The sequence below is a fragment of the Amycolatopsis sacchari genome (genome assembly GCF_900114035.1).
In the GTDB taxonomy this organism is placed as follows: Bacteria; Actinomycetota; Actinomycetes; order Mycobacteriales; family Pseudonocardiaceae; genus Amycolatopsis_E; species Amycolatopsis_E sacchari.
On record NZ_FORP01000008.1, the window covers coordinates 152,426 to 174,881 of the forward strand.

Sequence of the window (22,456 nt, forward strand, 5' to 3'; positions counted from 1 at the left end):
CGGGGGATCAGGCGCTCAGGGCCGAAAGCTTGGTCCAGTCGTCCCAGGAGTAGGTCCAGTCCGAGTAGTCGCCGTCCCGCGGCGACAACTGCTGGGTGCTGCCGGTGATCTCGACCGGGTCGCCGGTGAGCACGCCGTCGTAGTACTCCTTGGCGCGGGCGGGCGACAGGTTCAGGCAGCCGTGCGAGACGTTCTGCTTGCCCTGCGCCCACACCGAGGCCTGGAGCCCGTGGATGAACTCGCCGTTGTTGGAGATCCGCACGGCCCACGGCACGTTGACGTCGGTGTAGCCGTAGCGCGGGTTGCTCATCGAGTACGTCGGGTACTTCTCCATCACCACGTGCGTGCCGCTGTGCGTGACGCGGCCGGGGTCGGAGTCGAGGCCGTAGCTCACCGGGTAGTCGGCGATCTGCTGCCCGTCGCGGATGACCTGCATGCGGTGGGTGCGGGTGTCGCCCTTGACGATCTGCGAGCGGCCGATGGTGAAGGACGCCGAGACGTCCTGCTTGCCGTAGACGCCGTCACCGATCTTGACGCCGTAGATCTTCGCGGTCACGGTCACCTTGGTGCCCGGCTGGTAGTACTCCTTGGGGCGCCAGTGCACCTGCGTGTCGGACAGCCAGGCCCAGGAGCCCTCGGTCTTCGGCGTGGTCTCGACGGAAAGCGCTTTCTCCGCAGCGGCCTTGTCGGTCACCTTGCTGCTGAAGGTCAGCGCGATGGGCATCGCGATGCCGTAGGTCTTGTCGTCGCCGACGTTCAGGCTGCCGGAGACCTGGCGCTTCGGGCTCACGGTCGTGAACTGGCCGGACAGCTGGACGGGCTTGCCGTCGGCACCGGTCGCGGTGCCTGCCCAGGTGTAGCTCTTGCCGTAGCCGAGCACCTCGGTGGTCGCCCAGCTGCGCTTGTCCGCCGCGAGCTGGCCGGCGACCTGCTTGCCCTCGGAGTTGGTGAGGGTGACGGACTCGAGCTGCCCGTCGGCGACGGTCACCTTGACCGGATCACCCGGCGCGACGTCGTGAGCCCCGGCCGCCGGCTGGGTGGTGAGCTTGGCGGGGAGGGCCTCCGCTGCGCTGCCACTGCCTCCCGCCGGGGGCTGGCTGGTCGGCGTAGGCGCCGGATCGCCCGAGCAGGCGCCGAGCCCGAGTGCGGCGGCCAGTCCCAGCGCGACGAGCGCGGCAGGCAGGCGACGTGCGGTCCTGAGTGATCTCACCAGTGATGCCCCTTCTCCCCTTTTGCCTGAACAGACGTCGAACGGGTGGTCATCGTTGACGTCCGTTCGGGTGATCGACGTCACGTCGCCTGGACTGCTCGGGCAGATGATCAGCCTAACGGGTGGAGTAGCCGTCGCTGTGTCACCGGATTGCGACGTTCCGGTGACATCGAGGAACGACGCGGAAGGGGCTTTCGCTTTCGTCAGATCTCGGTACGCTTCCCCCTAGGCCGTCGTTTTGCGTGTTCGTGGCTTCACACTCGCGGAACTTCTGACGCGAGCCATGAGCCGGACACGCTCTTCGCTCGTCTCGTTGGAACCGCCCGGGGCGGCCCGGGTGTCGCTGCGGTGGCGCTCGATGCGAAGTAACAAGGAGTAAAGCGGTGGCGCAAGGCACTGTGAAGTGGTTCAACGCCGAGAAGGGCTTCGGCTTCATCGCCCAGGACGGCGGCGAGGGCGACGTTTTCGTGCACTACTCGGAGATCGATGGTCGCGGCTTCCGCACCCTCGAAGAGAACCAGCGGGTTGAGTTCGAGGTCGGGCAGGGCCAGAAGGGCCCGCAGGCCCAGAAGGTGCGCGTCATCTGACGCTCCCTGCATGAACGTGACGAGCCCCCGGCGGTTTCCGCCGGGGGCTTGTTCGTTGTCGGGGTGGGGTTCGCGCAGGGCTCGGGGGTGCTCCGGCGCGGAGGGCGGGGGTCAGGACCAGCTGGACTTCTCGAAGAAGTGCTGGTCGGTGTCGGCGGTTCCGGCGTGGTCGGCGAACTGGCGCCGCTGGCTCGACGCGGCCTGGGCTTCCCAGGACAGGCGCTCGAGGACCCATTCACGGGCCAGCGCCTGCGGCGAGGTGCCGCGCTCCTCGGCGAGGTCGCGCAGCTGGGAGCTGGCGACGAGGTTCATGCGGAGCTGGTAGACCTGCGCTTCGCCGAAGCGCTTGCCGGTGCCCGTGCTTTCGGGTCCGGTGGTCTCGGGCGCGAGCGCGGCGAGGTAGCTGGTCAGCTCGTGGTCCTCGACCGCACCTTCGGTCTCCTTGGCCGGTGTGTTCCGGTGGCGACCGGGGTTGACGGCCTTGAGGTCGGTCCGCGTGTTGCCGCGGCGTCCTAATGATGGAAGAGGCACCCGGCCACGATAACGTTTGGATCTCGGCAGTCTGCTAAGTGTGACCCAAACCACAGGTCGCTACTCCATCCGAGCGCGGATTCCACTCACATGCAGCAAGCCGCGGTTCGCTTCGGGTGATCGCCCCTGATCAGCACGTTGAGGATCAACCATCACGCGGGGATGTTGGTCCAAGTTCCACGACGCTGCGAAAGCGGGAGCGGAAATGGAGTGGCCCCCGCGCCAGGGGGAGGAACGCGGGGGCCGGAGGGGATCTCCACAGGCGCTGACCGGGGGTGTGTCAGCACGTCGATTGTTACATGGAAGGGGCCGTGTTCGCGAGTGGTGAACGGGAAAAAGTCAGGCGGAGCGTCATGTTCCGGTCGCCGGGCGTTCACCTGGCTTTGTGGCTCTGCGTGGGCGTTTCCGCGAGCGAGGTTCACTCTGCGGGGGGCTGTGGTGCCCTGTTTTCTCTGGTTAGCCTCGCGCCAAGTTGCTTGTACTAAGCGTTTGGAGGAGCGATGAGCGGGTCTGTGGAAGTGCGACAGTTCCTCCTTCGGTACGAAGGCGGTGACGCCGGCGGCGGCATGGGCGGCGTGCCTTCGCAACGCGGTGGCCAGACCGAGGCGCCCCGCGTGTCCGACGACCAGGTCCGGAGGGCGCGCCTGGCGGTGGCGGCAGGCGCCCTCGACGCCGAGGACTGTGCTCAGCTGCTGGACATGCTGGGCCTCATCCCCGACGAGGACGGCACGATCCCCGCTCAGCGCTGATCCCCGGGTGTCTTTTGCAGGAAGGCCGACCAGGGGCACACCCCCTGGTCGTACCCCTGGTCAGCCTCCGCGCGGAAGCTATCGATGTGCCCGGCCGCCCGGCAACCGGTTTTCCGGGCGGAAGAGTGATCAGGGCCACTGCTCCACCGAGACGCCCGATTCCGGTCGCCAAGGCGGGTGTCGAGGGCTGTTTCTGCAGGTAGACTGGGGTTTCAGGCGTTAGGGGATACCGGGTTGGAGCCCGGTTCGGACGTGCCCTATGCTTGTAATCGCTCCCGGGGGGACCTGAGAGCACGGTCGGTCGGTTAGCCGAAACCGATCGAGCTCCCATCGTCCAGCGGCCTAGGACTCCGCCCTTTCAAGGCGGCAACGCGGGTTCGAATCCCGTTGGGAGTACGCAGTACAAGCAAGGCCCTGTGGCGCAGTTGGTTAGCGCGTCGCCCTGTCACGGCGAAGGTCGCGGGTTCGAGTCCCGTCAGGGTCGCAACAGCGTCTGGCACGTCGCCGGCGTTTCCGGCCAGGTAGCTCAGTTGGTACGAGCGTCCGCCTGAAAAGCGGAAGGTCGCCGGTTCGACCCCGGCCCTGGCCACGTCAACTACCAGCGCAAACAGGCCCCGCCGATCACGGCGGGGCCTGTTTCGCATCCGGGCGCGTTGCAGTTCTGGTTGCAGTTGCCCCTTGTCAGGGCTTCCAGAGGTACCCGTTCAGCCGGTCCGCGATGTCGCGCCGGAGTCCGCCGGTGATGTGCTGGTACCGCTTTGCCATCGCGGTGTTCGACCAGCCCATGAACTCCATGACCGCCCGCTCCGGCACACCGAGCACGAGCAGCACCGTCGCGGCCGTATGGCGCGCGTCATGCAGGCGAGCCTCCCGCACCCCGGCTTCTTCCAGCAGCGCCTTCCACTCGTCAAGGTCCCGGCGCGGGTCCAGCGGCTTTCCGTTCGGCTGGGCGAACATCCACCCACCCTCGTGCCACTCCGACCCGGCGAGTTCGCGTTCCTTCGCCTGCTGCTCCTCGTGAGCGATGAGGAGTTCGTAGAGCCGGTCCGGCAGCACGATCCCGCGTTTGCCTGCTCGCGACTTCACCTCCACTTCGACCAGGCCGCCCCCGTGCCGCTTCGGGCACCAGCGCGCATGGCTCGTGCAGTCCGGCGGACATGGGGGTGGGCAGGGCTTCCGCTGATGGCGTTTGCAGTCCTCCTTGCAGGGCTTCGTCTTGTGGTACTTCGCTCCGCACTGGTGAGGGTTGTCGCACCCGTGCTTCCACGTCTGCCGCTGCAACTGCTTGGCGATGCGGAGTGCCTTGTTCTTCTTGTCGAGGCGCGCCCACTTCAGGCCGATGGTCTCGCCCTGCCGCGTCCCGAGTGCCAAGGCGAGAACGAAGCGCACCCCGTTTCGACGGGAAAGCGCGGTCGCGAGCAACTGCCCGATCTCGTCGGCCTCGAACGGCTCAATCTCCGTCTCTTCCAGGCGAGGCGCCTTTGCCAACTCGACCGGATTTCGCACAATTCGCCCGCGCCGCATCGCCTCGCCGAACGCCGTGCGCGCCGTGCGATGCACCTGGTGCGCAGTTCCGGCCTTGAGACCGGAGGCCAGCATCTTCGCGTACAGCTTCTCGAAGTGCTCCGGCTCGATCTTGTCGATCCGGTGTGCCCCGAGGTTCGGGATCAGGTGCCGGTACACCGCGGTGCGGTAGGCGTTCGCCGCCTTGTGGCGGACGGAAGGTGCGGCGATGTTCTCGAACCAGTGCGTAAGCCACTTCTCGACGGTCCAGGCGCGACCCGGCTTCTTCACCTTCCCGCTGTCGCGCTGCTTTTCCAGCTCGCGCACGGCCTCGATCGCTTCGGCTTCGGTCTTGCGCTGGACGTGGCGCCGGTCGGGCTTGCCGTTGTCGCGGACGCCCATGGTGACCCAGCCGTGCCATTTCCCGTCGCTGCCTTGGTAGATGGAGCTGGCGCCGTTGGGCCGGCGGGTGCCTTCAGGTCGTTTCTTGCGTGGCACTTGTCGTGTTCCCCCTGTGTTGGTCAGGCTGCTTCGGGCTGGTCGTTGGCGAGTTGCTGGACGTATGCCTCCAGTGCGGCGAGAGGTACGCGGCGGAGGTGGCCGATTTGCACGGTGGCGATGTGCCCGGCCTTGATCAGGGCGTACATGGTGGTGCGGCCGATCGAGAGCGCGCGGGCGGCGTCTTCGACCTTCAGCAGAACGCGGCGGGAGTTGGTGTGGGTGGTGGTGTCCATCTGGTGGTGCTCCCCGAGGTCGTGGCGGCGCTGGCGATGGCAGATGGCACGGTGTTCTCCTCTCGTCGTGCAGGGCGAACCCGTCTCGGTTCTTGACGGGCTACGAAGTTGACGAACTTACGAACTTTGGCCCTGACCTGCGGTTTTGCTGGCCCCAAAGTTCGTAGCTACGAACTTTGGGCTCGGTGTTTTCCCTGGTCAGGGGCAAAGTTCGTTAGTTCGTAGAGTTCGTGGGGTCGGGTGCGCGGGCGGTGTAGACCTCGGTGCCGCGTCCGCCTTTGCCGTCGGCGCGGGGGACGGTGGTGCGGGTGAGGGTTCCGGCGGCGAGCAGGGGTTCGAGCAGTGTGTTGATCTCCTGGGCTTTCTTGTTGCCGCCGAAGAACCCGACGGTGATGTCCTTCTTCGTGCGGCCGGTGGGTCCGGCTTCGGCGATCCAGGCCACCAGGCGGGCGGGGGTGGCGGTGTCGACGAACAGGGCGCGGGCGGAGTCGATGGCGTAGCGCACGAGCGCGGCGGCGGCGTGCAGGTGCGCGGCGTGGATGGCCGGGGTGCCGTCGAGGGCGGCGTGGATTCCGGCGATGCGTTTGCAGTAGGGCAGGGCGCGGGAGACGAACTGGGCGACCTTGGGGTGGTGGGTGTCGGCGTTGAACTCCAGGTACAGCTCCCGCCACAGCCCGGTCGCGTCCCCGGCGAGGTCGAGCACCCCGAGCCGCCCGCCCGCGTCCAGCCGTTCCGCCAGGCCGACCGCGAGCGAGCACACCAGGCCGGGGTCGGCGCCGACGCTGTCCGGGAGTGCTTTGGACCAGGCGACGGCGAGCGGTAGGAACCGGTTGTAGGTGCCTCCGGCCATGTCGGCGTCCGACAGCTTGGCGCGGAACTCGTCGGGGGTGATGTGGGCGAGGATGCCGATGTGCGACTCCGGCGCGATGCGGGCGTTGACGGTCAGAGTCGAGAGGTCCCCGCCTTCCCACGCGGCCCGCAGGATGTGGGAGAGGCTGTTGCCCTCGCGTTTCATGCGGGCCATGACTCCGCCCCACTCGTTCTCGAACGCCAGCAGCCGCAGGTCCCGCGGTTCGGCATCGGGGTCGGGTTCGGCCTCGTCGTCGAGCGCGAACCGCTGGGCCAGGCCCTCTCCGGAGGTGAGGCCGGATTTGATGTTGACGGTCACGAACTCTCCGTCCGTATCCGCGATGAGGCGGCGGGCGGCGGACCAGGAGGAGCCTTTCTTGCCGGTGTTGGTGTGGCCGATGATCAGCGGCCACACGAGCAGGGGGTGTTTGTCGTCCCCCGCCCGCACGTGCGGTCCCTGTCCGAGGTGGACGCCGGCGAAGCAGATCAGGGAGGCGAGGATCGCCACCGGGTCGGCTTCGCTGGTGGGTTCGAGCTGCCGCACGAGGTGTCCGAGGTAGCAGTCGAACACCGCCTCGTCCAGCGTGGGCAGCCAGGCGCGGGCGCGTGCCACCGCGGCGGCGGCGCGGGCCTCGAACTCGTCCGCCCCGGGCGGCACCGGGGCCGGATGGACCATCCGTAGCGGGCGGGGGTGGGTCATCGAGCATCACCTCAGAGGTCGTTCAGGGACGCGGATACGGCGGGTCACGCCGCAGTGGCGCCCGGTTCCGAACGCTGGCGGGCGCGGGCGCGGTGGACGGTGCGCGGGTTGATGTCGAGCCGGGCGGCGATCTCCTCCGCGGTCAGTCCCTCGCGGGTCAGGCGCGCGATGCGGGCGTCCCGGTCGCGGCGGGGCCGGGTTCCGCGGGAGCGGGGTGGGCGGGGCCGGGCTTGTTCGGTTTCCCCACCCCAGATCCCGAACCGTTCGTGATGGCGGCGGGCGAAGGCGCGGCAGTCCGCCGCGACGGGGCAGGCCGCGCACACCTGCCGCGCGGCGGCGATGGTGCGGTGGATGGCGGTGCCGCGTTCGGGGAAGAACAGTGCGGGGTCGGCGTCGCGGCAGGCCGCGTCGCGTTGCCAGGTCAGGTCTTCCCCGTCCCGCCCGATCCCGGCGGGATCGAGCGCGGGGAACGGGCGGGCGGCGGTCAGGCCGCGCGCGGACAGAGGGCGGGTCACCATGCGCGGAGTCCTTCGTACTTGCGGCGGGCGCCGATGGCTTGGCGGAGCACGCGCCGCTCCAGTTCCTTCTTGCTCGCGCGGCCCAGGCGGGACAGACCGAGTGCGGTGGCGAGAGCGAGCAGGTCGTCGTGGTCGAGGTTGAGGGCCCGCAGGTGGGCGGCGCCTTCGGTCTCGGTGGGCGTTGCTCGCAGCTGCGCCGCGACGGCGGTCGGGTCGAAACGGCGTTTGGTCATGAGCCCCTCCGGGTGGGTGTGCAGGTGAGGGTGTGGAGTGCGTGGCCTGTCACGCGACCTCCTTGCGGGCAACGGGATTCGAGGCGCCTTTGGTGAGTCCGGCGTCGACGACGCGGGCGACTTCGCGGGCGTGGGGTGGCCAGTGGCCGGGGCCGATGAGGGTGTTTCCGGCGGCGATCAGTTCGGCTCGCGCCAGGCGCGGGTCGATGAGTCCGGCGCCGATTTTGCGGCCGATGGTGTAGGCAGCGGAGGCGAGGACTTCGTTGTGCTGTCCGGGTTTTGCCCCGCGTACCCGCTCGCACTCGCCTCGGAGGGCGGCGGTGCCGTAGGCGCCGGGGTCACCGCCGCGGATGCGTATCGGGGTGGCCACGGTCTCGACGGGGCGTGGGGCGGCGGCTTGCACGAGCCAGGCGGGCAGCTCGACCGGGTCGGTGTCGTCGAGTAGCTCATAGGCGCCGTGCTTGGTGATGGAGCCGGGGGCCACCACGTATCCGCCTCCGGCGCGGGTGTCCACGCGGGGCGCGATGACGCTTTGGGTGTTGCGCAGCCGCACTCCGGGTGGGCAGCGGTAGTACCGGTGCTGACCACCGGAGGGTGTGGCCACGGTGTAGGTGTCGGGCAGCGGCCCGCCCCGCTCCGCCGCCAGCGCAGCGAGCGCGGTGGCGCCGTCGGGGCCGGTCTCGCCGCCTTTGGCCGTGTCGAGGTCGACGACGACCAGCCTGGCGGGGCCGGTGGCGAGGCCGATGTTCCAGGCGTCGGCGGCCCAGGCGCGGCGGATACGGGCGGGGTCGGTGGTGGCGCGGTTCTCCCAGTCCCGCACGGCGGGCTGCCGCTTGGTGCCCGGCCGCAGCGGGAACACGGGCCAGCCCATCGCGGCGAGGTAGAGCGCCCAGTCGGCCAGCGAGTCGCGGATGCTCACAAGGTCTCCTTCCGGTCGGTGTGTCCTTTCGCGACGGTGGATCACAGCTGGGATCCGGACAGCCGCCCGGCCTTGTCGAGCCGGAGGGCGGCGCGGTGGACGCGGCCCCAGTGCCGGGAGACCAGGCGTGCGGCCTCGCGGCGGGCGTGAGCCTCGCTGATGCCGGTGCCGCGGGCGAAGCGGCGGAACCCGGCGAGGTCGCTGGCGGCGCCGTCGCGGGTGAGGCGGCGGGCGGTGCCGAGGCCGTAGCCGTTCTTGGCGACGTAGCGGGCGGCGGCCTCGTGCCCGGCGAGGATCATCACCAGCCAGCCCAGCACGTTGTCCGGGGCGGGCTCGTGTTCGCGCGGGGTCATCACCCCGTGGTAGGTGCTGATGATCTTCACCGACTGGACGCGGCCTCCGGCGACGAGATGGGCGATGGCGTGCCCCGCCTCGTGGTGGGCGGTGATGAGCCGGTTGAACGCGATCTCGGGATCAGTGGCCATCGTGATGCCTCCTGACATGGACGACAGTGGCGGGCTGCCGGGCCGCCCGGAGACAGGGCACGGGCGGCCCGGCAGCAGCACGGGACAGCGCCACGGCGACGGGCCGGGGCGCTGGCGTGATCGCTGTCCGTGACTGAAACAGGGGTCGGGCAGCGAGGGAATCGGGAGGGAACGGGCGAGGGAATCGGTGGGCGGGAAGGGAAAATTCCCTCACCCGCTCCCTTGCCGCGTTCCCTAGGGTTGATCAGCGGCGATGCGGTGGAAGGGAACGTGCTGGCGGAGGGAAAACCCGCCCCGGACGGGCCGTGTGGGGCGGGTTTTCCGGTCGGGTCAGGCGTTCCCTCCCTCGCGGGCGGCGAGCGCCGCGTGAACACGCTCGGTGAAGACGGTGAGGACGCCGACCTTGGTCACCTTGCAGCCCTGGGCCTCCAGCCGCTCCCGCAGCTCATCGGCGGTGAGGCTTTTGTAGTCGCGGTGGCCGGGGGCGAGGTCCCGCAGGCGGGCGCACACGTCGGTGGCCTTGACCTTCTCCTCACCCGGCTTGAGGACGGCGGCGACGTCGGCGAGCAGGTCCCGGTGTTCGGGCTCGGTCAGCTCGCGGCGGCGCACCTGCCCGCCCCGCAGCTCGATCCCGCGCTCGACGAGCGCGGTTTTCTGCTGGTGGGTGAGGTTGTAGGAGCGCAGCAGCCCGTTGTGCTCCATGTAGCCGACCGTCACGGCGGTGCCGACGTCGTTGAGGGCCACGACCTTGCCCGCCTTCTTCACCGCGGGTTTGAGTTCCAGGGCCGAGAGCCCGTTCTCGTAGGCCTTCTCACCGAGCACGATGTTGTTGCGGGCCTTGTCACCGATGGCGAAACACGCCTTGTTCGTGGTGACCGCGACCAGGTCCCGCGGCAGTGACTGGTCCGACGGGGTCGGGGTGGCGAACGCCAGCACGATCCCGTATTTGCGGGCGGCGGAGTAGAACCGCACCATCTGGTTGACCAGCTCGCGGCGGTCTTCGGGCTTGTCCTGCCGGAAAAAGCTCTGGCACTCGTCCACCACGACGATCCGCGGCCGCAACCGCGCGTCCTTCTCCGCCGCGTCACGGGTGACGGCGTCGATGCCGTACTCCCGCAACAGTTTCCCGCGTTCGGCGAGGCTGGCGTGCAACTCCTCGATGTGGGTGCGGCACGCGTCGACGTTGGCGGCGGTGTCGCCCATCGAGATGAGCGAGGCGACCGGCCGCAACCACTCGTAGTCGTTGTTGTCGGCGAAGCAGAACACGTCGATGTCCACCACCGGATCGAGCACGGCCCCGGCGAGCAGGTCCTGCAACAGGGTCGACTTGCCGGAGCCCATGATCCCGGCGAGCACGAAGTTGCGTTCGAACACCGGCGTGTCCACCGGGTTCCAGCGGGCGTCGATGCCGACCGGGAACCCGGTCCAGAAGTCGGTCCGCCCGCCGTCGAGCAGCGGATAGTCCGGCACCGGTTCCCGCAGCGACCCCGGGTCGAGGACCAGGCACTTCATCGCCATCGGGTCGGTGTCGGCGACCTCGACCCACACCTCCTCCGGGCGGCGCCCGAGGTTGTGCGCCAGCACGCTCTTGCGGGCGTTGATGCTGGTCGCGGGCACCCCACCGGGCAGGCGAAGGGAGAATTCCCAGCCGTGCCCGACCGGCAGCGGCGGCTGCACCCACGTCGGCTGCACCGCGGTGCCCCAGCCTTCCTTGAACTTCTTGTTCAGCGCGGGGTGCCCCAGGTTGCGCAGCGCGTTCATGATCATGGACTCGTCCACCGCCGCGTCCAGGGAGACTGCGCCGGCGGGGGTGGCGGCCAGCCAGGCGGGGGTGTCGCCGTAGCGTTTGCCCTGCTGGTAGAGGTAGGCCAGCCCGGCGGCGGTGCCCCCGGCGACCAGGAACACCCCGTAGGCGGTGACGAACCACACCACGAACGCCACCGCGTTGAGCACCGCCGTGATCGGGCCCAGCACGTCGCCGATGTCGCCGTTGTGGATCGCCAGCACCACTCCGCAGGCCAGCAGCAGCCCGGTCACCCCGGCGGTGCCGATCGCCCCGGCCTTGATCCACTGGCCGGGGGCGCGCACCCAGTCCATCGTGCGCTCGTGGCGGCGCTGCTTCTCCGCCACGTCGCGGGCCTCCCACTCCAGCAGCGCCTCGTGGTTGCCCTCCAGCTCCGCGGCGCGCATCATCCGCTCGTAGCGGGAGGCGCCGTGGGCATCGCGCCACCGCTTCACGACCACCCGCACCCCCGCCACCGGATACGCCAGCCCGTGCCGGGCCAGGGTCTTGGTGACGTCGTGTCCCACGACCGTCTTCACACCCCGCACCACCGTGACCGCGTCCCGCCGGTAGGCGCGGTAGCGCTCGATCGCTTTCTGCCGCTGCAACGCGTTGTACTGGGCGGCGGTCAGCACCTCCCCCTCCAACACCTCCCCCTCGTCCGGGTCGGGGCGGGTGGTGGGCAGGTAGTGCACCCGCGCCAGCTCGCGGTTCTCCTCATGGTCGGTCATCGGGTGTCGCCTCCCTGGCGGTGTTCGTCCCGCAGCTGGCGGGCGTTTTTCGGGGAGCAGCGCAGCGCCTTGCGGATCGACTCGGCCGATGTCGGGTCGACCCGATCCGGGTTGGTCCGGATCGCCCGCGCGAGTTCGGCGCGCAACTGCTCGATCGACCGCACCTTCCGCCCGCCCGACGTGGTGCGGCGGGGTCGATCGGGGGTCGATTTGTGCTGCTCAGGCTCCCGGTCGAGGGTGGCGACGGTGCCGCCCTCGACCGAGTCACCCGGGGCAGGGTCGGGCTCGATCCCGCCCCGGGTGCTGGTGCTCGATCCGGTGCCGTGGATGGTGAGCAGGTCGGCCAGTTCGCGGTCCCAGTCGGCCGACTCGCTCACGGGCAGTCCGGGCACGATCGCCTGCTCCAGGCGTCCGCGCCGGGCGAGGACGTAGCGGCCCGGGGCGTACACGAGGCGGGCGGCGCCGTCGCGGTCGATCTCCGCCACGGCCTGCCGCACCGCGGCCCGCCGCACCCGGGTGATCTTGCGGGCGGCGGCCCGCTCGATCCGGGCGGTCTGCCGCTCGATCCGGGAGCGGCGCGGCGCGGCCAACGTGAGCTGGTGGGCGACCACCCCGGCGATCGAGGCGATGCCCATCACCACCCCGTGATCCCACGCCGCGGCGAGGCCGTGGACGAAGTTCAGGGCGAACGCCACCGCGGCGAACACCCACACCCCCGTCTGCAATCCGCCGGTGGGGCGGTGCGGTTCGCGGCGGCGGGAGATCACCACCGCGACCGCGAAGGCCCACATGCCCAGCTCGGTCAACCCGGGCAGCGCCATCCCGGCGCCGGTGCCGAACACCGCTTGTCCGTAGGCGGCCATCGCCGGGGCGGCCAGCACGAAGCTGAGCAGCGCGATGGGGTAGATCAGCAGCTCCACCACGTGCGTGCCCAGCCAGCCCCGCACCGCCCCGGCCACCGCCCGCAGCCGGGCGGACCGCTGCTCCTTCGCCTGCTGGCGGCGGGCGGCGCGGGCGTCGGCGTCCGCCCGCCGCAACTGGGCTTCGGCGGCGCGTTCGGCTATACGCACCTGGGCCGCCGCGGCGGCCTCTTCCCGCCGGACCTGAGCAGCCACGAGGCGGTCGGCGCGGCGCTGTTCCTGCCAGTTCGTCATGTCCACTCACCCCTCACCAGGTCGGTGATCAGGTCGGTCGCGGGTACGAGCGGCAGCACCGCCCGCACCCGCGCCAACCGGCGGATGTTGATGTCGCGCGCCCAGTCGTGGGCCTCGTCGCCGTGCGGCCAGTTCCCGGCGGCGACGGTCTCCCCGCCCGGGGTGGTCAGCACGACAGTCCAGGAGGAGGCGATGTCGGCGATCCGTCGCTGTTTCACCGGCCCTCACCCTCCACATCGGACTCCCCCGGCCCGGGACGGGCGGTGTCGCTGCGGGCGCGGAGGCGCTGGCGTGCCTCGTGCCCGGCCCACGCCAGCGCGGTCAGCACCGACAGCACCGAGAACCCGGGCCAGGTGGTCGCGGCGAGCGCGGCCGGGAGACCGATCCCGGTCAGCTCCCCCGCGTGCCAGCCCAGCCACGAGATGACCGTGGTGGTGCGGGTCGGGTGCGCCACCCGCGCATACAGGGCCGCGTCCCGGGCCCGCCGCACCTCAACCTCCGCGGCGGTGTCGTCGGGTCCACTGTGGTCAGTGGCGGGGGTGGTGTGGTGGTCAGGCGTGGACATTGGTGGCCTCCCCTCGACGGGCCTGCGTGGAATGAAAGAACTGGTTGACCGGCCCCGCCGGGGCCTGGGTGGACACCCTGGTGGCGAACCCGTTGACGCGGTGCAGCACGATCTCCAGCACCCGCGCGATGAGCACCAGCGGGATCCGGACCAGGTGCAGCAACAAAAACAGCGCCACCGCACCGGTGAACTTCAGCAGCACCCACGTGCCGCGCCGCTCCAGAACCTCGAACACGCTCATGGCCGCACCCCCGCCTGGCGGTCGATCAGCCAAGCCTGGGCGGAGAACGCCTGGACGGCATCCCAGAGCGCGTCGAACAGCTCCAGGGCTTGCCCGTAGAGGGCGTCGGTGATGAGCACCTCCGGTGCAGTGGAGCCGGTCCGGGCCTCGGCGGTCTCCCGGATGACGTCGATCCACTCACCCACGGCCTGTTCCGCCTGCCTTAGCTGGGTGAGCGCGTGCTTGTGGGCCTTGCTCATCGCTGATCACTCCCGTGGTGGAACACGACGTGGGCGGCATAGCCGATCTGGTCCAAGGCGTGTCGGGTTTGGTGCGGTTGGTGCACCACCCACACCAGCCCGACCACCAGGGCGGCCAGCGCGAGCGTCTTGCGCAGGGTGTTCTTCTTGGGCAGGGCCAGCAGGTTCTTCTTGCTCATGCCGAGGTCTCCGTTCCGGAGTGATCAGGGAGGGAGGTGAACAGGTCGGTCTGCCCGGCGGGAATCCACGTGCCGGCGTGCCACACCGCGTCGGCCGCGATGCCCTCTTCGGCGCGGATCTCCGGCTCGGTGTCGGCCAGCCAGGCGGCGCGGTCGGCCTCGGGGGCCTCCCGCCAGCGGCGCCCGGTGGTCGCCTCGTAGCGGCGGATGGCCAGGGTCTTCAGGCGCGCGGGGCTGGCGCCGGACGGGATGCCACTCATGCCGGTTCACCGGCGCGGGTGGCCGTTTCCCGGTCGGCGAGGCGGTCCAGCAGCCGGGCCTCAGCCCGGTGCCGCAGGGCGTGGCGGGTGCCGCCTTCGCTCTGGCCCCAGAACACCGCACGGGCGCGGTGCCAGGCCGCCAGCTGCCGCAACCGGTCGGCGACCAACTGGGCCGCGGCGGTGGTGATCAGGGTGTTGAGCCGCTCGGGGGTGTAGCAGACCAGGCCGTCCCCCTCGACCACGTGCAGGTCGGCGGCGGCGCCGCACTCGCAGGTGACATCGGGGTCCGGGCGGGCCTGCTCGCACAGCAGGCAACGGAAAACAGGGCTGTCCATGATGGAGGGTCCCTTCCGGGAAATCATGACTGGCAGGGCGAAAAAGGGGTCCCGGCGCGGTGTCTCAGGCATGGCGGTTCGGGCGCACCGCACCGGGACCAGACGGGAATGTCCGAGTCAGAACAGGGCGGCCAGCTGCCGCAAGCACGCGGCGCGCGAGCAGTGCCGGACCGTCCCCGTGGTGCGGGTGGCCTTCCGCCCGCACACCGCACAGTGGTTTTTCACCGCCTGCCGGGAGGTGGCGGCGATGACGCGGCCCTCGCCGCGGGACGCGCCCCACTCCACCGAGGCGTCCCACACCTTCTTCAGCGCCCCCATCAGCCCTCACCCGCCCGCACCGAGTCGATGACCCACTCCACGAACGACCGCGACGCCGCGGCACAGTCCGGTCCGAGCTGGGTGTACAGGTAACGGGTGATCTCCGCGACGGAGTGACCGTCGCGATGACGCCAGGCGATGACCTCGACCGCACCGGCGACAAGGTCAATCTGGAAACCGGTCCGCTGCGATGCCCGGTGCAGCAGCTGTTGTGACACCATGGGCGTCCTTCCCTTCGGGTCCTGTCGTGGCTGGCTGGGAAGACCCGGCGCGGCGTTCTCGTTCTTGGCGGTTCGGGCCGCCGCGCCGGGGTCCTTCGTGATCAGGTAGCGAGTCATGCGCGCCCCTTCCGGTGCCGCGCCTGGGTCAGCGCCCAGTACTCCGGGCTGCCGATGGGCGGGCACGCGCACGGCGCCTGCTCGCACAACACGCACCGCACCTGCGAGGCGTCGAGCTGACCGGAGGCGTAGCGGCCGAAATCGGGCGACCAGACGACACCCCACGTGGTCTTCTTTTCGGTCATCGCGAGCGAGACTCCTTCCGGTTGCGGGCCTGTGCGGCCCACTCCTCCGCGCTGCCACACACCCCCGCCGGATGCGTGCCCCGCACCCGCGTGCACCGGCAGTCGCACAGCTGCAGGTACTCCTCCTCCGACACCGGCCGGGACCGGCGGGCCGTCTTCGCGGCCCTCACGCCGCCTGCCCCTCGTATCCGCCCAGCATCACCGGGGCAGTGCTGAACGCGACGGCCTCGTGCAGGCCCCGCAGCACCTCCCGGTCCGAGCGGCGCCGCACCCGCGCGTCCCGCTCCCGCGCCCGGTCCGCCGCGGCCCACTCCCGCTCCGCCTGCTCCACCAGCGCGTCGATCTCCGCGACCTCCGCCGCCACCTCGTCCTCCCTCACAACCTCGGCAATGTCCTCGTCCAGCTGCGCGAACAGCACCTCGCTCGCCGCCTCGCTGGTGATCCGCACGTTCCGCATCACGCGGCCCTCCCGAACGTCTCGCTCCACACCGCGTCCGACCGCAGCTGCGCGGCCTGCCACCGCTCGAACGCCAACCCCGTCCGCGTCACCGCGGCCCGGTGCGCGTCCTCCGCCGCCGCCAGCGCGACCCGGTAGCCCGCCCGGCCCGGCTGCTCACGCACCAGCTGCCGCAACGACGCCACCCGCGTCGCCAGCCGCACCATCTCCTTCCGGGCCGCGAGATAACCCCCGGCCGCCTGCTCCTCCGACAAACGGAAAGCCGCCAAAACAGGGCCTTCCGTCACGCTCGTATCCATAAGAGTCCCTTTCGCTGAAGAATGGGGAAACCGTCATCAGTGGTAGCCCCCGGCGTGCCCTCATCGCCCTCAAATCGTGGCCACGCGCTATTCGCGAGCAGGGCGGATACGGCGGGGCAACGATTTCGTCGAGGGTGGTGAGGGCCACCGGCAAACACCACAAAAGGGTGTTCACGCGCGCCGTCCACCAGTCATTCCCCGCACCTTGCGGTGCGGGCAGCGGACCAGAAAAGACGGCCGAAATTTCTATCAATCACTCTGAATTTCTCCGACCAACAGCCCGGTTTTCCAAGTCCCTCTCGGGTGATTCCGGGAGGTCTCGGGCGGCGGGGTCCGGTAGCGGCTCGGTGGAGAGCAGGCCCGGTGCACGGCCACCCCGTGGTGCTGTTGTCGTCGGCGGGATCGGACCGCCTCGCTTGTCGCCTCGGCGACTGGCGCACCGCTGACGTTAGCGCAACTACTAGCGCTAATAAAAGCGGCTTACGGGCGTGGAACGCCCGCGGTCATGGCGTCGTTGTGGAGATAGCGCTACTATTTGCGCTGGTAGAAGTGCCCTAGAGGAGGCTCGATGGCGAAGCGCTGGGACGCCGTAGCCGACGCGATAAACACCCGTTTGGAGCAGCTCGGGATGACCCAGGCTGAGCTTGCGAGCAAGTCACGGGTGAGCGTCGCCACCGTCCGCGAGATCCAGCACGGGGTTGCCAAGCGGCGGAGCCCGCGCACCCTGGCGGCTCTGTCCGAGGCGCTGAAATGGCGCTCGGAATACCTGGAACAAGTCGCGGACGGGCAGTCCTTTGACGCCAGGCCGGAGCGGTCGGCCGAAGGCGATCGAACGACCCGAACTGCTGACAACGGCGAGATCGCCACATTGCGTCAGAATCTGGAGAGCTTGACAGCCCGCGTTGACGAGATCGAACGCCAACTCGCGGGCCGGCGAGGTTGACCCGTCGCGCCTGCCGGGCGCCGCGACGGCCCCTCGCGTCTTTGTCGCTGCTGTGCTCATGAGAACAACGATCGCCGCTCGACAGCTGAACGTCCAAGGTCCTGCTGTCCTATCCGGACCGGCATCATGACGAGGTGGCATACGCCCAGGTCAGCGGTGATGGGACAGCGCTTCAACCTCTGATCGGACCGGCAAAATTTCTGCCCCAGGAAGGGAAGGCCCTGATGCAGGCTGACGGATCGTGGCTGTCCTCGCGGACGGTGGACCTGGAGATCAATACCGGCTTGCTCGCGGAGGTCTTGCGCGAATACCGGAAGGCCAAGGGACTCAGTCAGGCGGACCTGGCGCAGATTCTCAACCTCGATCAATCCTACGTATCCAAGATCGAGAACGGGCAGCGCCAGGTGCGCGACCTGGAGACGCTGGTCCGGATCGCGCAACAGCTCAACATCTCGCCGAACGAGCTGGGTGTTTCGAGCGAGCTGCTCCAGCCGGTGTCCTCGCCCTCGACGTCCATCCTGGTCGGCGAGGTTGACACGGTCGAGGTGAACCAGGCGGAATGGCGGCGCGTGCGGCGCCATCTCAACCGAAACCGCGGCGAGTTGGCCAAGCTGGCGGCCGACCTCTACCGCCCGGAAGCACGCATCAGCGACGCACCGTTCATCGCCCGCCGTGAGTGGATGCCGTCCGCGCCAGTCCCGCTCGAAGACATCCAGCTTGAGTGGCTCGACCATCCGGGGCCGATCGCGGTGACTGGCACGGAGCCGGAAGCGTGCGCCATGCTGCCGCTCCGGGCACCTGGGCGGCGGTTCGAGCGCTACACCTCCGCGATCCGCTACCTCGACAAGCCAGCCCTGTTCGAGAACCGCACCAGCTACCGCCTGCTCGGTGTAGACCTCGCGGCAGACGTGCCGCGGATGAAGTTCTGCCTGGGCACCTACTTCGACAAGCTGGACGTCTCCGAGGCCATCGCGCACGAGCTGGCGGCTGCACAAGAGGACGCGAAGAAGGGGGAGCGGCCGACCTGGAGCGACCTTCCGCTAAGGCACCTCATCGGCGACCCGTTCGACCTTGAACGGCGCGCGGTCATGCCCGCGATCGAGACCCTGACCCTCCGCCGCTCCCGCGAGACCGGCAAGGCGACGTTCTTGCTGCACTGGCGCGATCCGGCCAAGGTCGCGACCGCAGCGGGCATCTACGGGCTTATCCCGGCGGGGGAGTTCCAGCCCTCGACAGTCGCCGGATGGGACAAGGAGAACGACTTCGACCTGTGGCGGAACATGGTCCGCGAGTACTCCGAGGAGATGCTGGGCGAACCGGAGCGCGACGGCACATCGGGCCAACCGCTCGACTACGACAACTGGCCCCTCTATCGGCAGCTGCAACAGGCGCGGGACGCGGGCAAGGTGTCGGCCTACTGCCTTGGCGTCGGGCTCGACACGCTCACCCTCACGGCCACGATCCTCACCGTTACCGTGATCGACGACGACGTATTCGACGCCCTATTCGGCGAGTCGGTACAGGTCAATGCCGAGGGTGTGCTGGTTACGGCTGCTGACTCGACCTCGGTGTCGGAAGGCGTGCCGTTCGATGAGGAGTGCGTGACGCGGCTGCTCACGAAGGAGCCGATGGCTTCGCCTGGTGCGTGCATCCTCGCCCGATCCTGGCGTTTCCGCGAACAACTTCTGACCTAGTCCGAACCTTTCTGCCGCCTCATGGCTCAGTGTCGAGTCATCAGGTCGGTCAGCCATCCGATGACCAGTTTGGCGTTGTGGGCTTGCCAGGCCGGATCGTGTAGCGAGGCGAGGTGGAAGCCGCGGTAGGTGCCGAACCCTGCGTTCTCCAGCAGTGCCGCGAGCACGGCCGACAGTCGTTCACGGTCGGCGGGGTCCTCAAAGCGCCGCCTCCGCAGCTCTGAGTGCGGATCGGTGTCCACGACCGCGAACCTGCCTAGCGGTCGTGCTGTGTCCAGTGCCGTCGCGAGCAGCGGAATTGTCATGTCGCAGTGCTGCTGCCAGGGCGCTCCTATCTCGATCTCGCGCACCACGATCGCGGCCGGCGGGCCTGGCAGCAGCGTCGTCTCCAGCTCATCGACCAGTCGCGCCTGTGGGCGGTCGGCGACCACGTCGGCGAGCAGTTCGACCACGTTGCCCAGCTGCCAGCGCGCCAGGAGGTCGTGTTCCTGGCGCAGGTCGACCAGCACGAGGTTGACCTCACCGACTCGGCGCCACCACGGTGGGCAGTCTCCGAGCTCATCGTCGACGAACACGGACACCTTGCAGGGCCGATAGGGCTCGTCGGCTCCGAAGGAGTCCAACGACCGGTCCTGCTCCAGTCGAGCCTTGATCGCCAGTGGGTTCACCGGGAGTCGTTCCACGGGGGCTCACCTCTCCTCACCTGCGGGTTTTCTCCCGGCATCATGCCTTGTTGATAGTAATTTCACTAGTCAGATAGTGACAATAATGATCTTGTCTGTCTCTTCGACGCTAGAGCAGCTAGACCTAACCGCCGTGCCGCCAGCAGCCGAGAAACCGCCCGTCAACGAGTTCCTGGGCGCCCTGGGCACACGGCTGCGCGAGTTCCGCCAGGAGCGGGACTTGACCTTGCAAGAGCTGGAGGAGCTGACGCAGGTCCCTTGGTCGATGATCGGCGCGATCGAGCGTGGCCAACAAAACACCGGCATCACGACCATCGCGCGGCTCGTGAACGGGCTCGGGGTCGGATTTCAAGCCCTCATGGACGGTCTCCCAGAGCCGCCGCCTCCCAAGCCGCGTCAGCGGCGGGGGCCACGCGTTCCGAGATCGAGGTAGGGCAGCACTCGTCTGCATTGCAGTAAGCCACGGCTCTGCTGCGGTGCTCACACTCGTTCGACGGTTTGGCCACACTTCCGGCTGTCGAGCGTGGGACGGTGGCGGATGTATGCCCACCTTGTGCACATGTCGAACACATGTTCTAACGTGGTGGTGTGTGCTGGCCGGGTGGGGGAAGCACCCGGCCAGCACACACCAGCAGAGGTGACGCGGGGACGGGCGAGGGTCGCGTGGCACGGTCAGGTTCGCAGAAGGAGTTCGGCTCGATCGTTCCCGTGCGGCCTCGGATGGACGACGACGGGCGCTGCCCGTGGGGGCATGACCTGGCAATCGGCGGCTGCACCAGCAGCTACTCCCACCTGTACGACCTCCCCGTCACGTACTGCGCAGCCTGCCGCACGGCGCGTCGACGGGGTGCCTGGGCAGAGCTGGACCCGGCGGAGCAAACCACTAACCAGACGGCCCCCCAGCAGGGGCTCGCATTGATCGCGGTCCCACCATCCCGGCGCGCTGGCATCGGCCGGATCGAGGTTCGACTGGACCGCGAACGCCTGGGTTACGTGGGCCTGGCCCTGTGCTCCGTCGAACGCCGGGCTGTCATCGAGGAGGTCGAGGTCGGTGAGCCGTATCGGCGGCACGGCTTCGGTCGGCTACTCATCGCCGCTGCCGTCGCCCGAGCACCGCTGTACCACTGGTCAACGGCCGCCGTACCGGACGGCCCGGCGCGGGCGTTTCTAGCCGCCGTCGCGCCGCCTGCCGCCATCGGCGAGCCCTTCCGGTGCAGTCACATGCGGCTCGCCGCGGGCGAACCGGTGTGAGTGGCCGGACTGGATGACCCGGGTCGCCAGCTCCGGTGCCCTAGACGCTTTGAGGGTTTGGCAGGCGTGATCGCGTTGCAGTCCGCGTTGCAGTTCGCGCCCGTTCAGACTGTCCCAATCGCATCGGTGGCAGCGTTCTTCGCAGGTCGAGACGGGTATCGGATGCGGCTGAACGATCAACCCGAGACCTGAAAAGCGGAAGGTCGCCGGTTCGACCCCGGCCCTGGCCACCCTTCACGAAGCCGCTCTGATCCAGGTCAGGGCGGTTTTTTCGTGTCCGCGCCCGAGCGCTGCGCCAAAAGCACTAGCCCTGCGGGATAGCCTCTGATCATGAGTGGCGGCGGTGAGTCCCCGGAGTTGCGCATCGTCGTGGATGACTTGTCGGGGGCGCGGATCGCCGCGTTCCTCGGCGAGCACGTGCGGCAGATGCGGTCGCTCACGCCGTTGGAGAGCGTGCACGCCCTCGACCTCGACGGGCTCCGCAAACCGGAGGTCACCTTCTGGTCGGCGATGGACGGCGAGCACGTCGTGGGCTGCGGTGCGATCAAGCGGCTCGACCCGGAGCACGCCGAGCTCAAGTCCATGCGCACCGACGCCCGGCGCAAGCGGAGCGGGATCGCCTCCCTGCTGCTGGAACACATCATCGCCGAGGCGCGGCGCAGGGGGTTCTCCCGGCTGAGCCTGGAAACCGGTTCCGGCGAGTTCTTCCTGCCCGCCAGGAGGCTCTACGAGAAGTTCGGCTTCGCCTACTGCGAACCCTTCGCCGACTACCGGCCCGACCCCAACAGCGTCTTCATGACGAGAACGCTCCGCTGATGTGACCTGGTGGCCGCATTGGTGGGAGCACCGTCAGCGGAGCGAGACCCCGCCTACCGGCGCGAACGGAGGTGGCGGAGGCGCGGCGAGGCCTTCGATTCCGGCGGCGAAATCAAGCTCCGGTGCCGCCTGCGGTGGCCGGACGGTGGAATTCCCCGGTGGCGGCGCGAGACGCTCCGGCTGTCACGGGGGCGGGCACGGTGGTCACCGCGCTTCCGCCCTGGACGTGCGGTGGACCTTGACCGCCGGTCGGCCGTCCCGTGAACCACCCGCGAACCTCGTATCGCGCGGACGTCGTGCCCTCCGGACCTGGCCACCGGAAGTCGCGGAACGGGCTACTGTGGTGGGCTTCTGACCGTGCGATCGCCGTTCTGGGGAAAGGAATCCACGATGCCGCTCGATGACGAGCAGTTGGCCGCGAAGCTGGTCCGCGGGCTGGTGCCCGGGAAGATCACCCTCGCGGAGTACGACCCGGCGTGGCCGGAGCGGTACGAGCGGCGCGCCGCCGAGCTGCGGGACGTGCTGGGCGATCGGCTCCGGCTGGTCGAACACATCGGGTCCACGTCGGTGCCGGGGCTCGCCGCGAAGCCAATCATCGACATCGTCGCCGGGATCGACGACCCGGACGACGAGCCGGCCTACCTGCCCGATCTCGAAGCGGTGGGGTACGACGTGCGGGTGCGGGAGCCCGGGCACCGCTGCCTGCGGGCCGGGGACCCGCACGAGCCGGTGAACCTGCACTGCTACGCGCCGCACGACGTGGAAGTGCGGCGGTACCTCGTCTTCCGCGACCGGTTGCGCGCGAGCGTCGCCGACCGCGAGTTGTACGAGGCCACGAAGCGGGAGCTGGCCCGGCGTGAGTGGCGGGACGTGAACTACTACGCCGAGGCGAAACGGCCGGTGATCTTGGAGATCCTCGGCCGCGGCGGGTGGCAGGAGTAAGGCCTGCACAAAGGGACCCCCGGCC

General features: G+C 69.4%; 33 protein-coding genes and 3 tRNA genes. 11 read left to right on the forward strand and 25 right to left on the reverse strand.

Annotated features, from left to right (window positions below):
• Nucleotides 1–7: 7 nt before the first annotated feature.
• Nucleotides 8–1,210 (reverse strand): L,D-transpeptidase, encoded by a 1,203-nt coding sequence (locus tag BMZ92_RS16250; RefSeq protein ID WP_218153471.1) that lies wholly within the window; start codon nucleotides 1,208–1,210, stop codon nucleotides 8–10.
• A 383-nt stretch (nucleotides 1,211–1,593) separates the two neighbouring features.
• On the opposite strand from BMZ92_RS16250, the gene BMZ92_RS16255 reads away from it, so the two are divergent.
• The gene (locus BMZ92_RS16255) at nucleotides 1,594–1,797 is read left to right on the forward strand and encodes a cold-shock protein (RefSeq protein WP_027941311.1); all 204 of its coding nucleotides are present in this window, start codon (nucleotides 1,594–1,596) and stop codon (nucleotides 1,795–1,797) included.
• 111 nt (nucleotides 1,798–1,908) lie between these two features.
• On the opposite strand, the gene BMZ92_RS16260 is transcribed toward BMZ92_RS16255, so the two are convergent.
• Nucleotides 1,909–2,328: a hypothetical protein gene (locus BMZ92_RS16260; protein WP_091508167.1), complete on the reverse strand. Its 420-nt coding sequence runs from the start codon at nucleotides 2,326–2,328 to the stop codon at nucleotides 1,909–1,911.
• A gap of 500 nt (nucleotides 2,329–2,828) precedes the next feature.
• On the opposite strand from BMZ92_RS16260, the gene BMZ92_RS16265 reads away from it, so the two are divergent.
• The 4 genes from BMZ92_RS16265 (at nucleotide 2,829) to BMZ92_RS16280 (ending at nucleotide 3,666) form a co-directional block, all read left to right on the forward strand.
• The gene (locus BMZ92_RS16265) at nucleotides 2,829–3,077 is read left to right on the forward strand and encodes a hypothetical protein (protein ID WP_091508170.1); all 249 of its coding nucleotides are present in this window, start codon (nucleotides 2,829–2,831) and stop codon (nucleotides 3,075–3,077) included.
• A gap of 323 nt (nucleotides 3,078–3,400) precedes the next feature.
• Nucleotides 3,401–3,473 (forward strand) — tRNA-Glu (locus BMZ92_RS16270).
• A gap of 14 nt (nucleotides 3,474–3,487) precedes the next feature.
• Nucleotides 3,488–3,561, forward strand: a tRNA-Asp gene (locus tag BMZ92_RS16275).
• Nucleotides 3,562–3,592: 31 nt separating this feature from the next.
• A tRNA-Phe gene (locus tag BMZ92_RS16280) sits at nucleotides 3,593–3,666 on the forward strand.
• A 92-nt stretch (nucleotides 3,667–3,758) separates the two neighbouring features.
• On the opposite strand, the gene BMZ92_RS16285 is transcribed toward BMZ92_RS16280, so the two are convergent.
• The 22 genes from BMZ92_RS16285 to BMZ92_RS16385 all read right to left on the reverse strand — a co-directional run bounded on the left by BMZ92_RS16285 (nucleotide 3,759) and on the right by BMZ92_RS16385 (nucleotide 16,072).
• Nucleotides 3,759–5,078, reverse strand: a complete 1,320-nt coding sequence (locus BMZ92_RS16285) for a tyrosine-type recombinase/integrase (protein WP_091508173.1) — start codon at nucleotides 5,076–5,078, stop codon at nucleotides 3,759–3,761.
• Nucleotides 5,079–5,101: 23 nt separating this feature from the next.
• Nucleotides 5,102–5,314 carry a helix-turn-helix domain-containing protein gene (locus tag BMZ92_RS16290; protein WP_091508174.1) on the reverse strand — a complete coding sequence of 71 codons (213 nt, stop codon included), beginning with the start codon at nucleotides 5,312–5,314 and terminating at the stop codon, nucleotides 5,102–5,104.
• Between the two features lie 214 nt (nucleotides 5,315–5,528).
• Entirely contained in the window at nucleotides 5,529–6,863 is a 1,335-nt protein-coding gene (locus BMZ92_RS16295; RefSeq protein WP_091508177.1) for a DUF3987 domain-containing protein, read from the reverse strand.
• 44 nt (nucleotides 6,864–6,907) lie between these two features.
• A complete protein-coding gene (locus BMZ92_RS16300) occupies nucleotides 6,908–7,381 on the reverse strand; it encodes a WhiB family transcriptional regulator (RefSeq protein ID WP_091508179.1) in 474 nt (157 codons plus the stop codon).
• Complete coding sequence (locus BMZ92_RS16305; protein ID WP_091508182.1) at nucleotides 7,375–7,614, reverse strand: hypothetical protein; 240 nt, start codon at nucleotides 7,612–7,614, stop codon at nucleotides 7,375–7,377. Before BMZ92_RS16305 ends, BMZ92_RS16300 begins: the two co-directional genes overlap by 7 nt.
• Nucleotides 7,615–7,663: 49 nt before the next feature.
• Entirely contained in the window at nucleotides 7,664–8,533 is an 870-nt protein-coding gene (locus BMZ92_RS16310) for a bifunctional DNA primase/polymerase (RefSeq protein ID WP_091508188.1), read from the reverse strand.
• Between the two features lie 41 nt (nucleotides 8,534–8,574).
• Entirely contained in the window at nucleotides 8,575–9,018 is a 444-nt protein-coding gene (locus tag BMZ92_RS16315) for a M50 family metallopeptidase (RefSeq protein ID WP_091508190.1), read from the reverse strand.
• Nucleotides 9,019–9,348: 330 nt separating this feature from the next.
• Entirely contained in the window at nucleotides 9,349–11,532 is a 2,184-nt protein-coding gene (locus BMZ92_RS16320) for an FtsK/SpoIIIE domain-containing protein (protein WP_091508193.1), read from the reverse strand.
• Nucleotides 11,529–12,686 carry an aminotransferase class IV gene (locus tag BMZ92_RS16325; RefSeq protein ID WP_091508427.1) on the reverse strand — a complete coding sequence of 386 codons (1,158 nt, stop codon included), beginning with the start codon at nucleotides 12,684–12,686 and terminating at the stop codon, nucleotides 11,529–11,531. The genes BMZ92_RS16320 and BMZ92_RS16325 overlap by 4 nt, the downstream gene beginning before the upstream one ends.
• Entirely contained in the window at nucleotides 12,683–12,904 is a 222-nt protein-coding gene (locus tag BMZ92_RS16330) for a hypothetical protein (protein ID WP_091508194.1), read from the reverse strand. Before BMZ92_RS16330 ends, BMZ92_RS16325 begins: the two co-directional genes overlap by 4 nt.
• Nucleotides 12,901–13,251, reverse strand: coding sequence for a hypothetical protein (locus BMZ92_RS16335; RefSeq protein WP_091508197.1), 351 nt, complete (start codon nucleotides 13,249–13,251; stop codon nucleotides 12,901–12,903). Before BMZ92_RS16335 ends, BMZ92_RS16330 begins: the two co-directional genes overlap by 4 nt.
• On the reverse strand, nucleotides 13,238–13,492 hold the full coding sequence (locus BMZ92_RS16340) for a hypothetical protein (RefSeq protein WP_091508198.1): 255 nt from the start codon (nucleotides 13,490–13,492) through the stop codon (nucleotides 13,238–13,240). The genes BMZ92_RS16335 and BMZ92_RS16340 overlap by 14 nt, the downstream gene beginning before the upstream one ends.
• Nucleotides 13,489–13,731 carry a hypothetical protein gene (locus tag BMZ92_RS16345; protein ID WP_091508201.1) on the reverse strand — a complete coding sequence of 81 codons (243 nt, stop codon included), beginning with the start codon at nucleotides 13,729–13,731 and terminating at the stop codon, nucleotides 13,489–13,491. The genes BMZ92_RS16340 and BMZ92_RS16345 overlap by 4 nt, the downstream gene beginning before the upstream one ends.
• The gene (locus tag BMZ92_RS16350; protein WP_091508202.1) at nucleotides 13,728–13,910 is read right to left on the reverse strand and encodes a hypothetical protein; all 183 of its coding nucleotides are present in this window, start codon (nucleotides 13,908–13,910) and stop codon (nucleotides 13,728–13,730) included. The genes BMZ92_RS16345 and BMZ92_RS16350 overlap by 4 nt, the downstream gene beginning before the upstream one ends.
• On the reverse strand, nucleotides 13,907–14,170 hold the full coding sequence (locus BMZ92_RS16355; protein WP_091508205.1) for a hypothetical protein: 264 nt from the start codon (nucleotides 14,168–14,170) through the stop codon (nucleotides 13,907–13,909). The genes BMZ92_RS16350 and BMZ92_RS16355 overlap by 4 nt, the downstream gene beginning before the upstream one ends.
• Nucleotides 14,167–14,505 (reverse strand): hypothetical protein, encoded by a 339-nt coding sequence (locus BMZ92_RS16360; protein ID WP_091508207.1) that lies wholly within the window; start codon nucleotides 14,503–14,505, stop codon nucleotides 14,167–14,169. Before BMZ92_RS16360 ends, BMZ92_RS16355 begins: the two co-directional genes overlap by 4 nt.
• Nucleotides 14,506–14,622: 117 nt before the next feature.
• Nucleotides 14,623–14,823 (reverse strand): hypothetical protein, encoded by a 201-nt coding sequence (locus BMZ92_RS16365; RefSeq protein ID WP_091508210.1) that lies wholly within the window; start codon nucleotides 14,821–14,823, stop codon nucleotides 14,623–14,625.
• Nucleotides 14,823–15,161 carry a hypothetical protein gene (locus tag BMZ92_RS16370; RefSeq protein WP_143249868.1) on the reverse strand — a complete coding sequence of 113 codons (339 nt, stop codon included), beginning with the start codon at nucleotides 15,159–15,161 and terminating at the stop codon, nucleotides 14,823–14,825. Before BMZ92_RS16370 ends, BMZ92_RS16365 begins: the two co-directional genes overlap by 1 nt.
• Nucleotides 15,158–15,346, reverse strand: coding sequence for a hypothetical protein (locus BMZ92_RS16375; protein WP_091508214.1), 189 nt, complete (start codon nucleotides 15,344–15,346; stop codon nucleotides 15,158–15,160). Before BMZ92_RS16375 ends, BMZ92_RS16370 begins: the two co-directional genes overlap by 4 nt.
• Nucleotides 15,343–15,516, reverse strand: coding sequence for a hypothetical protein (locus tag BMZ92_RS37390; protein WP_177228726.1), 174 nt, complete (start codon nucleotides 15,514–15,516; stop codon nucleotides 15,343–15,345). Before BMZ92_RS37390 ends, BMZ92_RS16375 begins: the two co-directional genes overlap by 4 nt.
• Nucleotides 15,513–15,803: a hypothetical protein gene (locus BMZ92_RS16380; protein ID WP_091508216.1), complete on the reverse strand. Its 291-nt coding sequence runs from the start codon at nucleotides 15,801–15,803 to the stop codon at nucleotides 15,513–15,515. The genes BMZ92_RS37390 and BMZ92_RS16380 overlap by 4 nt, the downstream gene beginning before the upstream one ends.
• On the reverse strand, nucleotides 15,803–16,072 hold the full coding sequence (locus tag BMZ92_RS16385; RefSeq protein WP_143249870.1) for a hypothetical protein: 270 nt from the start codon (nucleotides 16,070–16,072) through the stop codon (nucleotides 15,803–15,805). Before BMZ92_RS16385 ends, BMZ92_RS16380 begins: the two co-directional genes overlap by 1 nt.
• 598 nt (nucleotides 16,073–16,670) lie before the next feature.
• On the opposite strand from BMZ92_RS16385, the gene BMZ92_RS16390 reads away from it, so the two are divergent.
• Both BMZ92_RS16390 and BMZ92_RS16395 read left to right on the forward strand, forming a co-directional pair.
• Nucleotides 16,671–17,045 (forward strand): helix-turn-helix domain-containing protein, encoded by a 375-nt coding sequence (locus tag BMZ92_RS16390; protein WP_091508222.1) that lies wholly within the window; start codon nucleotides 16,671–16,673, stop codon nucleotides 17,043–17,045.
• Between the two features lie 134 nt (nucleotides 17,046–17,179).
• Nucleotides 17,180–18,739 (forward strand): helix-turn-helix domain-containing protein, encoded by a 1,560-nt coding sequence (locus BMZ92_RS16395; RefSeq protein WP_245783085.1) that lies wholly within the window; start codon nucleotides 17,180–17,182, stop codon nucleotides 18,737–18,739.
• Nucleotides 18,740–18,765: 26 nt separating this feature from the next.
• Here BMZ92_RS16395 and BMZ92_RS16400 read toward each other — a convergent pair whose 3' ends face one another.
• Nucleotides 18,766–19,422: a hypothetical protein gene (locus BMZ92_RS16400; RefSeq protein WP_091508226.1), complete on the reverse strand. Its 657-nt coding sequence runs from the start codon at nucleotides 19,420–19,422 to the stop codon at nucleotides 18,766–18,768.
• 85 nt (nucleotides 19,423–19,507) lie between these two features.
• Here BMZ92_RS16400 and BMZ92_RS16405 point away from each other — a divergent pair, with 85 nt between their 5' ends.
• The 4 genes from BMZ92_RS16405 to BMZ92_RS16420 all read left to right on the forward strand — a co-directional run bounded on the left by BMZ92_RS16405 (nucleotide 19,508) and on the right by BMZ92_RS16420 (nucleotide 22,431).
• On the forward strand, nucleotides 19,508–19,855 hold the full coding sequence (locus tag BMZ92_RS16405; RefSeq protein ID WP_091508228.1) for a helix-turn-helix domain-containing protein: 348 nt from the start codon (nucleotides 19,508–19,510) through the stop codon (nucleotides 19,853–19,855).
• Between the two features lie 287 nt (nucleotides 19,856–20,142).
• Nucleotides 20,143–20,673 (forward strand): GNAT family N-acetyltransferase, encoded by a 531-nt coding sequence (locus BMZ92_RS16410; protein ID WP_091508231.1) that lies wholly within the window; start codon nucleotides 20,143–20,145, stop codon nucleotides 20,671–20,673.
• A gap of 330 nt (nucleotides 20,674–21,003) precedes the next feature.
• Nucleotides 21,004–21,489 carry a GNAT family N-acetyltransferase gene (locus BMZ92_RS16415; protein WP_218153472.1) on the forward strand — a complete coding sequence of 162 codons (486 nt, stop codon included), beginning with the start codon at nucleotides 21,004–21,006 and terminating at the stop codon, nucleotides 21,487–21,489.
• A 390-nt stretch (nucleotides 21,490–21,879) separates the two neighbouring features.
• Entirely contained in the window at nucleotides 21,880–22,431 is a 552-nt protein-coding gene (locus BMZ92_RS16420) for a GrpB family protein (protein ID WP_091508232.1), read from the forward strand.
• The last annotated feature ends 25 nt before the right edge of the window (nucleotides 22,432–22,456 follow it).

What these genes read in the sequence shown, in the direction of transcription:
- BMZ92_RS16345 (WP_091508201.1), bottom strand. Translation starts at nt 13,731, where the DNA reads ATGAGCAAGGCCCACAAGCACGCGCTCACCCAGCTAAGGCAGGCGGAA.
- BMZ92_RS16380 (WP_091508216.1), bottom strand. Translation starts at nt 15,803, where the DNA reads ATGCGGAACGTGCGGATCACCAGCGAGGCGGCGAGCGAGGTGCTGTTC.
- BMZ92_RS16305 (WP_091508182.1), bottom strand. Translation starts at nt 7,614, where the DNA reads ATGACCAAACGCCGTTTCGACCCGACCGCCGTCGCGGCGCAGCTGCGA.
- BMZ92_RS16360 (WP_091508207.1), bottom strand. Translation starts at nt 14,505, where the DNA reads ATGGACAGCCCTGTTTTCCGTTGCCTGCTGTGCGAGCAGGCCCGCCCG.
- BMZ92_RS16415 (WP_218153472.1), top strand. Translation starts at nt 21,004, where the DNA reads ATGAGTGGCGGCGGTGAGTCCCCGGAGTTGCGCATCGTCGTGGATGAC.
- BMZ92_RS16375 (WP_091508214.1), bottom strand. Translation starts at nt 15,346, where the DNA reads ATGACCGAAAAGAAGACCACGTGGGGTGTCGTCTGGTCGCCCGATTTC.
- BMZ92_RS16370 (WP_143249868.1), bottom strand. Translation starts at nt 15,161, where the DNA reads ATGACTCGCTACCTGATCACGAAGGACCCCGGCGCGGCGGCCCGAACC.
- BMZ92_RS16295 (WP_091508177.1), bottom strand. Translation starts at nt 6,863, where the DNA reads ATGACCCACCCCCGCCCGCTACGGATGGTCCATCCGGCCCCGGTGCCG.
- BMZ92_RS16325 (WP_091508427.1), bottom strand. Translation starts at nt 12,686, where the DNA reads ATGACGAACTGGCAGGAACAGCGCCGCGCCGACCGCCTCGTGGCTGCT.
- BMZ92_RS16265 (WP_091508170.1), top strand. Translation starts at nt 2,829, where the DNA reads ATGAGCGGGTCTGTGGAAGTGCGACAGTTCCTCCTTCGGTACGAAGGC.
- BMZ92_RS16355 (WP_091508205.1), bottom strand. Translation starts at nt 14,170, where the DNA reads ATGAGTGGCATCCCGTCCGGCGCCAGCCCCGCGCGCCTGAAGACCCTG.
- BMZ92_RS16350 (WP_091508202.1), bottom strand. Translation starts at nt 13,910, where the DNA reads ATGAGCAAGAAGAACCTGCTGGCCCTGCCCAAGAAGAACACCCTGCGC.
- BMZ92_RS16290 (WP_091508174.1), bottom strand. Translation starts at nt 5,314, where the DNA reads ATGGACACCACCACCCACACCAACTCCCGCCGCGTTCTGCTGAAGGTC.
- BMZ92_RS16315 (WP_091508190.1), bottom strand. Translation starts at nt 9,018, where the DNA reads ATGGCCACTGATCCCGAGATCGCGTTCAACCGGCTCATCACCGCCCAC.
- BMZ92_RS16335 (WP_091508197.1), bottom strand. Translation starts at nt 13,251, where the DNA reads ATGTCCACGCCTGACCACCACACCACCCCCGCCACTGACCACAGTGGA.
- BMZ92_RS16390 (WP_091508222.1), top strand. Translation starts at nt 16,671, where the DNA reads ATGGCGAAGCGCTGGGACGCCGTAGCCGACGCGATAAACACCCGTTTG.
- BMZ92_RS16405 (WP_091508228.1), top strand. Translation starts at nt 19,508, where the DNA reads ATGATCTTGTCTGTCTCTTCGACGCTAGAGCAGCTAGACCTAACCGCC.
- BMZ92_RS16340 (WP_091508198.1), bottom strand. Translation starts at nt 13,492, where the DNA reads ATGAGCGTGTTCGAGGTTCTGGAGCGGCGCGGCACGTGGGTGCTGCTG.
- BMZ92_RS16410 (WP_091508231.1), top strand. Translation starts at nt 20,143, where the DNA reads ATGGACGACGACGGGCGCTGCCCGTGGGGGCATGACCTGGCAATCGGC.
- BMZ92_RS16300 (WP_091508179.1), bottom strand. Translation starts at nt 7,381, where the DNA reads ATGGTGACCCGCCCTCTGTCCGCGCGCGGCCTGACCGCCGCCCGCCCG.
- BMZ92_RS16420 (WP_091508232.1), top strand. Translation starts at nt 21,880, where the DNA reads ATGCCGCTCGATGACGAGCAGTTGGCCGCGAAGCTGGTCCGCGGGCTG.
- BMZ92_RS16320 (WP_091508193.1), bottom strand. Translation starts at nt 11,532, where the DNA reads ATGACCGACCATGAGGAGAACCGCGAGCTGGCGCGGGTGCACTACCTG.
- BMZ92_RS16365 (WP_091508210.1), bottom strand. Translation starts at nt 14,823, where the DNA reads ATGGGGGCGCTGAAGAAGGTGTGGGACGCCTCGGTGGAGTGGGGCGCG.